Annotated in this window: 5 protein-coding genes and 1 pseudogene; 3 read left to right on the plus strand and 3 right to left on the minus strand. The window is 73.6% G+C overall.

Translation table 11 applies throughout. The features are described 5' to 3' along the window. Positions 1–97 precede the first annotated feature (97 nt). Both RYN42_RS19170 and RYN42_RS19175 read left to right on the plus strand, forming a co-directional pair. The gene (locus RYN42_RS19170) at positions 98–1,339 is read left to right on the plus strand and encodes a JmjC domain-containing protein (RefSeq protein WP_315098901.1); all 1,242 of its coding nucleotides are present in this window, start codon (positions 98–100) and stop codon (positions 1,337–1,339) included. Positions 1,340–1,350: 11 nt separating this feature from the next. Then, positions 1,351–2,220, plus strand: a complete 870-nt coding sequence (locus tag RYN42_RS19175; protein ID WP_315098904.1) for a sucrase ferredoxin — start codon at positions 1,351–1,353, stop codon at positions 2,218–2,220. Here the strand turns inward: RYN42_RS19175 and RYN42_RS19180 are convergent. The 3 genes from RYN42_RS19180 to RYN42_RS19190 are packed head-to-tail and all read right to left on the minus strand — an operon-like array spanning position 2,205 to position 5,873. Beyond that, complete coding sequence (locus RYN42_RS19180) at positions 2,205–3,134, minus strand: aldo/keto reductase (RefSeq protein ID WP_315098907.1); 930 nt, start codon at positions 3,132–3,134, stop codon at positions 2,205–2,207. The two genes, RYN42_RS19175 and RYN42_RS19180, sit on opposite strands and share 16 nt — an antisense overlap. 45 nt (positions 3,135–3,179) lie before the next feature. Next, a complete protein-coding gene (locus RYN42_RS19185; protein ID WP_315098910.1) occupies positions 3,180–3,620 on the minus strand; it encodes a hypothetical protein in 441 nt (146 codons plus the stop codon). 3 nt (positions 3,621–3,623) lie between these two features. Beyond that, complete coding sequence (locus RYN42_RS19190; RefSeq protein WP_315098913.1) at positions 3,624–5,873, minus strand: glycoside hydrolase family 3 N-terminal domain-containing protein; 2,250 nt, start codon at positions 5,871–5,873, stop codon at positions 3,624–3,626. 255 nt (positions 5,874–6,128) lie between these two features. Between RYN42_RS19190 and RYN42_RS19195 the strand changes: the two are divergent. After that, a pseudogene (locus RYN42_RS19195) lies at positions 6,129–6,442 on the plus strand (hypothetical protein); the annotation flags it as partial.

The raw sequence follows: 6,442 nt of genomic DNA on the forward strand, positions 1-6,442 counted from the left end.
ATGCATTCGGCCCGGACTTCGGCAAGCAGGTCGAAGGCGTGGCCGACGGCGGCGCCAACCCCGGCGGGCACGACGGCGGGGCGGACGGCTCGGCGTAGTGCCGCAGGACGAGCTGACGGAGCGCGGACCGGTCCTCCGGTCCGCGCTCTCGCGCTGCATCGACATCCCCGCGGAGCGGTTCGCCCGCGAGCACTGGGGCCGCGCACCCCGGCTCGCCACGGCGCACGACGACTTCGCGGACCTGTTCTCCCCCGCCGCCGTCGACGAGCTGGTCGGCCGGCGTGGCCTGCGGACCCCGTTCATCCGCCTCGCGCACGAGGGCAGCGTCCTGTCGCCCGAACGGTTCACCGCATCCGGCGGGTTCGGTGCCGAGGTGTCCGACCAGGTGTCGAGCGAGAAGGTGCTGGCCGAGTTCGCCGCGGGCGCGACGATCGTCCTCCAGGGGCTGCACCGGGTCTGGCCGCCGCTGGTGGACTTCGCCCGCCGGCTGGTCGAGGAGCTCGGGCACCCCGCGCAGGTCAACGCGTACGTCACGCCGCCGTCGTCGCAGGGGTTCTCGCCGCACTACGACACCCACGACGTGTTCGTCCTGCAGGTGTCCGGGGAGAAGCACTGGGTCATCCACGCGCCCGTGCACCCGGACCCGCTCAAGGACCAGGTGTGGACCGAGCACCGCGCCGCGGTCGCCGACGCCGGCCGCGGGGAGCCCGTGATCGACCGGGTGCTGCGGCCCGGCGACGCCCTCTACCTGCCGCGCGGCTGGATCCACTCCGCGACCGCGCTCGGCGACACGTCGATCCACCTCACCGTCGGCATGGCGGCGTACACGCGCGCCGACGTGGTGGACACGCTGCTGAGCCTGGTGGGGGAGACCGAGGCGCTGCGGGCGTCGCTGCCGCTCGGGATCGACGTGTCCGACCCGGACCAGCTGCGGCCGATCGTGACCGAGACGGTCGAGGCGCTGGTCGCGGCCCTCACGGGAGCCGCGGACCCCGCGACGCTCTCGGCCCGGCGGCTCGGTGCACGGTTCGGCCGGGACACCCGCCCGGAGCCGGTCGCCCCGCTGGCCACGCTGGGCGCGATCACCGCCCTGTCGGAGCACACCCGCGTCCGGTGGCGCGACTTCTACGGGGGCATCCTCACCACCGCCGACGACCGCGTCCGGCTGACCGCCCGGGGCACGGTGCTCTCCCTGCCCGCGGAGGCCGAGCCGGCGCTGCGCCTGCTGCGGGCGGGGGGCCCGGTGGCCGTCGGCGACCTGCCCGGGCTCGACCTGGCCAGCGCGCTCGTCGTCGTCCGGCGCCTGCTGCGCGAGGGCGTGGTGGTGACGTCGGAGTGACCGAGGGCTGGGTGCCCTGCAGCGACGGCGCCCGCGCACGCCAGGACCCCCTGGTGGCCACGGGCTCGCACGGAGACCGGTGGTTCCTGGTCGAGAACCAGGCGGGATGGGGCCGGCACGCGCTGCTCGACCCGCCGTTCGACCACGACCTCGGGCGCGCGCTGGTGCACCGGATCGAGGGCGCGGGCATCCGGCCGCTCGCCATCCGCCGGCCCGGCAGACGGTCGGCGCAGGACGGCACCCGGTGGGCGCTCGTCGACTCCCGGCCGGGGAGGGAGTCCGTGCGCTGGGGCCGCGTGGATGCGCCTCGCGACCTGCTCGACGTGCCGCTCGACGGCTCGGCAGGGGCGCCGTCGGACCGCCCGGTGTTCGCCGTCTGCGCCCACGGCCGCCACGACCAGTGCTGCGCGGTGCGCGGTCGGGCGGTCGCGGCCCGGCTGGCGTCGGCCCACCCGGAGGAGACCTGGGAGTGCTCGCACCTGGGCGGGGACCGGTTCGCGGGCACCATGGTCCTGCTCCCGCACGGCCTCTACTACGGCTGGGTCGACGACGGCGACGCGGTCGGGGTGGCCGACGCCTACCTCGACGGACGCGTGGTGCCGCGGTTCCTGCGCGGTCGCAGCGCCTACACGCACCCGGTCCAGGCTGCGCAGCACTTCGCGCGCGAGCGGCTCGGTGACGACGGCCTCGACGCGTACCCTCCGCTGCACGAGGAACGCACCGACCACGGCTGGTCCGTGCGCCTCGGCACGGCGGACGGTCCGCTGACCGTCACGCTCGTCGAGACCTCGTCGGAACCCCTGCTGTCCACCTGCGCCGCGACGCGGGCGCTGCCGGTGCGGGAGTGGGCTCTCGTGGGGATCGCCTACGGGACGATGTAGCCCGCCGTCCGGAACAGCTCGTACCACTCCGGCCGGGTCAGGGGGAGGTCCGACCCCTGCGCCGCACCGGTCACGCGGTCCGGGCTGGTGGTCCCGAGCACCACCTGCATCTGCGCCGGGTGCCGGGTGATCCAGGCGGTCGCGATCGCGATGGGCGGGACGCCGTACGAGTCGGCCAGCCGATCGATCACCGCGTTGAGCTCGGGGTAGTCCGGCGAGCCGAGGAACACCCCGGTGAAGAACCCGGCCTGGAACGGGGACCACGCCTGGATGGTGATGTCGTGCAGCCGGCAGTAGTCGAGGATGCCGCCGTCGCGGTCGATCGACTGGTCCTCCGCCTGCATGTTCGCCGCGACCCCCCGCGCGATGATCGACGAGTGGGTGATCGACAGCTGCAGCTGGTTGGCCACGATCGGCTGCCGCACGTACTTCTTGAGCAGCGCGATCTGCCCGGGCGTCTGGTTGGAGACGCCGAACGCGCGCACCTTGCCCGCGTCCTCCAGCTCGTCGAACGCGCGCGCCACCTCCTCCGGCTCGACCAGCGCGTCGGGACGGTGCAGCAGCAGGATGTCGAGGTAGTCGGTGCCCAGGGCGTCGAGAGAGCCGTTCACCGACTCGATGATGTGCTCGTAGGAGAAGTCGAACCCGTCCGGCGGCACGATCCCGCACTTGGACTGGATGACGAGCTCCGCGCGGTCGGCAGGCGTCAGCCGCATCGCCTCGGCGAACCGGCGCTCGCACACGTGCATCGCCCCGCCGTAGATGTCGGCGTGGTCGATCATCGTGATCCCGGCGTCGCGGCCGGCGGCGACGAGCGTGCGGATCTCGTCGTCGGACTTCTCGGTGATGCGCATGAGCCCGAGCACCACGTTGGGGACGACGATGTCCGTGCCGGGCAGGGTGAAGGTCTTCACGGCCCCCATGCTGTGCCGGATCGCGGTCGAGGGCCAGCGGGGACCTCAGTCGACGACCGACACCGAGAAGCCACCCTCGCCGAACGTCGCGCGCACGCGTCCGTCCTCCGGCAGGTCGAGCTCGCCGCACCCGCTGGTGCTCAGCTCGTCGACCGTGCCCCGCGCCCAGCAGACCAGCGTCGGACCGGCGGGCACGTCGAGGCTGAACCGGCCGCCGCCCCCGACGGGCGCGACGACGCCGCCCGCCGCGGTCACGTCGCCCGCCTCCAGCCGTCCGGCCGCGTAGCGGAGCTCGCCGTCCGGGAGGTCCGGCCACAGGTCCGCCGCCGTCACCCCCGGCAGCGCGGCGACCCAGCCCTCCTCGATCGCGTGGTCGGACAGGCCGGTGTCGTCGATCCCGACCAGCCGGCCCTGCACCCCCTGCACCGGCCCTGCGCACGCCGCGCACACGGCGACGACGAGCACGGCTGCGACACGGCGGTCCATCGGTCAGGCCGTGACCAGGAACCCTGCGCGCAGGAGAGCCTCGTCGCGCGACGACGGGCCGACCAGCAGCTCGAACTGGCCTGGCTCGACGATTCGGTTCCCGCCGGCGTCGACCAGCGTGCAGTCCGCGACCGGCAGCGACAGGTCCACGACCACCCGCTCGCCGGGTGCGACGTCGACCTGCCGGAAGGTCTTGAGCTCCTTGATGGCCCAGGTCACCGACGTGACCGTGTCCCGCACGTAGACCTGCACGGTCTCCCGCGACGGCCGGTCGCCGGTGTTGTGCAGGGTCACGTGCGCGCGCACCGTGTCGTCGCTGCCCAGCACGGGCTGGACCACCTGGAGGTCCGCGTACTCGACGGTCGTGTAGCTGAGCCCCTCGCCGAACGCGAACGGCACGCGTTGCGTGAGGTCGGCGTACCGGGTGCCGTGCTGGCCGGGCAGCTGGTTGTAGAACACGGGCAGCTGGCCGACGTGCTCGGCGAACGAGATCGGCAGGCGCCCCTGCGGCTCGATCCGCCCGAGCACCAGCTCCGCGATCGCCTGCCCGCCGAGCATGCCCGGGTTCGCGGCCCAGATGATCGCGGCCGCCTGGGTTGCGCTGCGCGGGAGGACGAGCGGCTTGCTGGCCACCACGACGACGACGAGCGGCGTGCCCGTGCCGGCCAGGGCGTCGAGCAGGGCGATCTGCCCGCCGACGAGCTCGAGCGTGGCCGTGGACCGGCCCTCACCCACCAGCTCGATGCGGTCGCCGACCACCGCGACGACGACGTCGGCCGCCTCCGCCGCGGCCACCGCCTCCGCGATCAGTGCCTCGTCGGGCTCGACCGGGATGACCACGTGGGGGCGGGGCTGGCCGTCGGGGAAGAACTCGCCCTCCGGGTCGATGCCGGGCGTGAGGATGTCGGCGCCGCGCGCGTGCGTGACCGTCCAGCCGGCCGGCACGTGGTTGCGGAAGCCGTCGAGGACGGTCTGCGTCATCTCTCGCGGGTGACCGTCGGGCATCCAGTCGGCCTGGCCGGACGCACCCGCCCAGTCGCCGAGCTGGGTGTGCTGGTCGTCGGCGTTGGGGCCGACGACGGCGATGGTCCTCGCCGTCGTCGTCGTCGTCGTCGCCTCGGAGAGCGGGAGCGTCCCGTCGTTGGTGAGCAGGACGAGCGACCGGCGGGCCACCTCGAGGTTGAGCCCGGCATGCTCCGCGGACCCGATGACCTCGGCCTGACGCTCCACGCTGGGGTGGCGCGGGTCCTCGAACAGGCCCAGCTCGAACTTGAGCGTGAGGATCCGGCCGACGGCCGCGTCGAGGGCGGCCTCGTCGAGAAGCCCGTCCCGGACCGCCTCCTGGGCGCCCTCGAAGAAGCCCGGCGTCGTCATCACCATGTCGTTGCCCGCCCGCACCGCCGCGGCCGACGCGTGCGCGTAGTCCGGCTGGATGTGCTGCTCCCAGACCATGCGGCCCACGTTGTCCCAGTCGGTGACCAGGGTCCCCTCGTAGCCCCACTCGGCGCGGAGGACCTCGTTCAGGAGCCAGTGGTTGATGGTGATCGGCACGCCGTCCATCGACTGGTAGCCGAGCATGAACGTCCGGCACCCCTCGCGCGCCACGCGCTCGAACGGGGGCAGGAACCACGAGCGGAGCTTGCGGCGGCTGAGGTCCGCCTCGGTGGCGTCCCGGCCGCCCTGGGTCTCGGAGTAGCCGGCGAAGTGCTTGGCGGTGGCCAGGATCGCGGTGGGGTCGGAGAGGCCGTCGCCCTGGTAGCCGCGGACCATCGCCGACGACAGCTCGCCGATGAGGAACGGGTCCTCCCCGAAGGTCTCGCTCACGCGGCCCCAGCGCAGGTCCCGGGCGATGCAGAGCACCGGGGAGAACGTCCAGTGGATGCCGGTCGCGGCCACCTCGACGGCGGTCGCCCGCGCCACGCGCTCCAGCAGGTCGGCGTCCCAGCTGGCCGCCATGGCCAGCTGCGTCGGGAAGATCGTCGCGCCCTCCCAGAACGAGTGCCCGTGGATGCAGTCGTCCGCGATGAGCAGCGGGATCCGCAGCCGCGTCTGCGCCGTGAGCTCGTGGGCCTGGCGCACGCGCTCCGGGGACGTGTGCAGGATCGACCCCACGTGCAGGTTCAGCACCAGGTCCTCGACGCCGCCCTGCGCGTTGAGCTGCATCATCTGGCCGACCTTCTCCTCGAGCGTCATGCGCCCGATCAGGTCGGCGACGCGGTCCGCGACGGGAAGGGCAGGGTCCTGGTAGTTCATGAGGATGTCCCGGGGTCGGATCGATTCGACGGAGATGTCTGCGGGACACCCTAGAGGAGCGCGGTGCGGTGCGGACGCGGTGTCGTGCGGGCGATGTACCGGCGGTCGACGTCGCGGTGCGGAACTGGGGTGGTGCGACAGGTTGCCGTGCGCGGACGACCTCGGTGGGCGGGTCGTCGTTGCAGGTCAGGGGCGCGTGTCAGTGGTCGGTCGTACATTTGTTCTATATCGGACAGGCTCGAGAGGCGGCGAAGGATGAGGGTGGTGGGGGCGGTGCTCGAGCTGGTCCGTGCCGGTGGCGTGGCCGACGACGGCCTGCCTGCAAGGTCCGCGTCCGTGCCGGTCGCGTTCCCGCCGTCCACCTTCGGGCCCACCTCGCCCACCTCGCCGGCGTCGCTCTCCTCGCCGGCGGTGGTGTGGGCGGACTCGGGTCGGGGCGGGCGTCCCGGGGCAGCACCGCAGGTTGCGGCCGGTGACCGGGTGGTCGACCTGGGCGACGTCGAGGCGTTCCCCGTGGCCGGGGTGGAGGTGGCCGCCCTGGCGGGGATGCTGGGTGCGGTGCCCGTCGC

Origin of the sequence: uncultured Cellulomonas sp., assembly GCF_963527515.1 — a bacterium.
Lineage (GTDB): Bacteria > Actinomycetota > Actinomycetes > Actinomycetales > Cellulomonadaceae > Cellulomonas.

Coding starts and splice junctions, on each gene's coding strand:
- RYN42_RS19185 (WP_315098910.1), bottom strand. CDS start 3,620: ATGGACCGCCGTGTCGCAGCCGTGCTCGTCGTCGCCGTGTGCGCGGCG.
- RYN42_RS19190 (WP_315098913.1), bottom strand. CDS start 5,873: ATGAACTACCAGGACCCTGCCCTTCCCGTCGCGGACCGCGTCGCCGAC.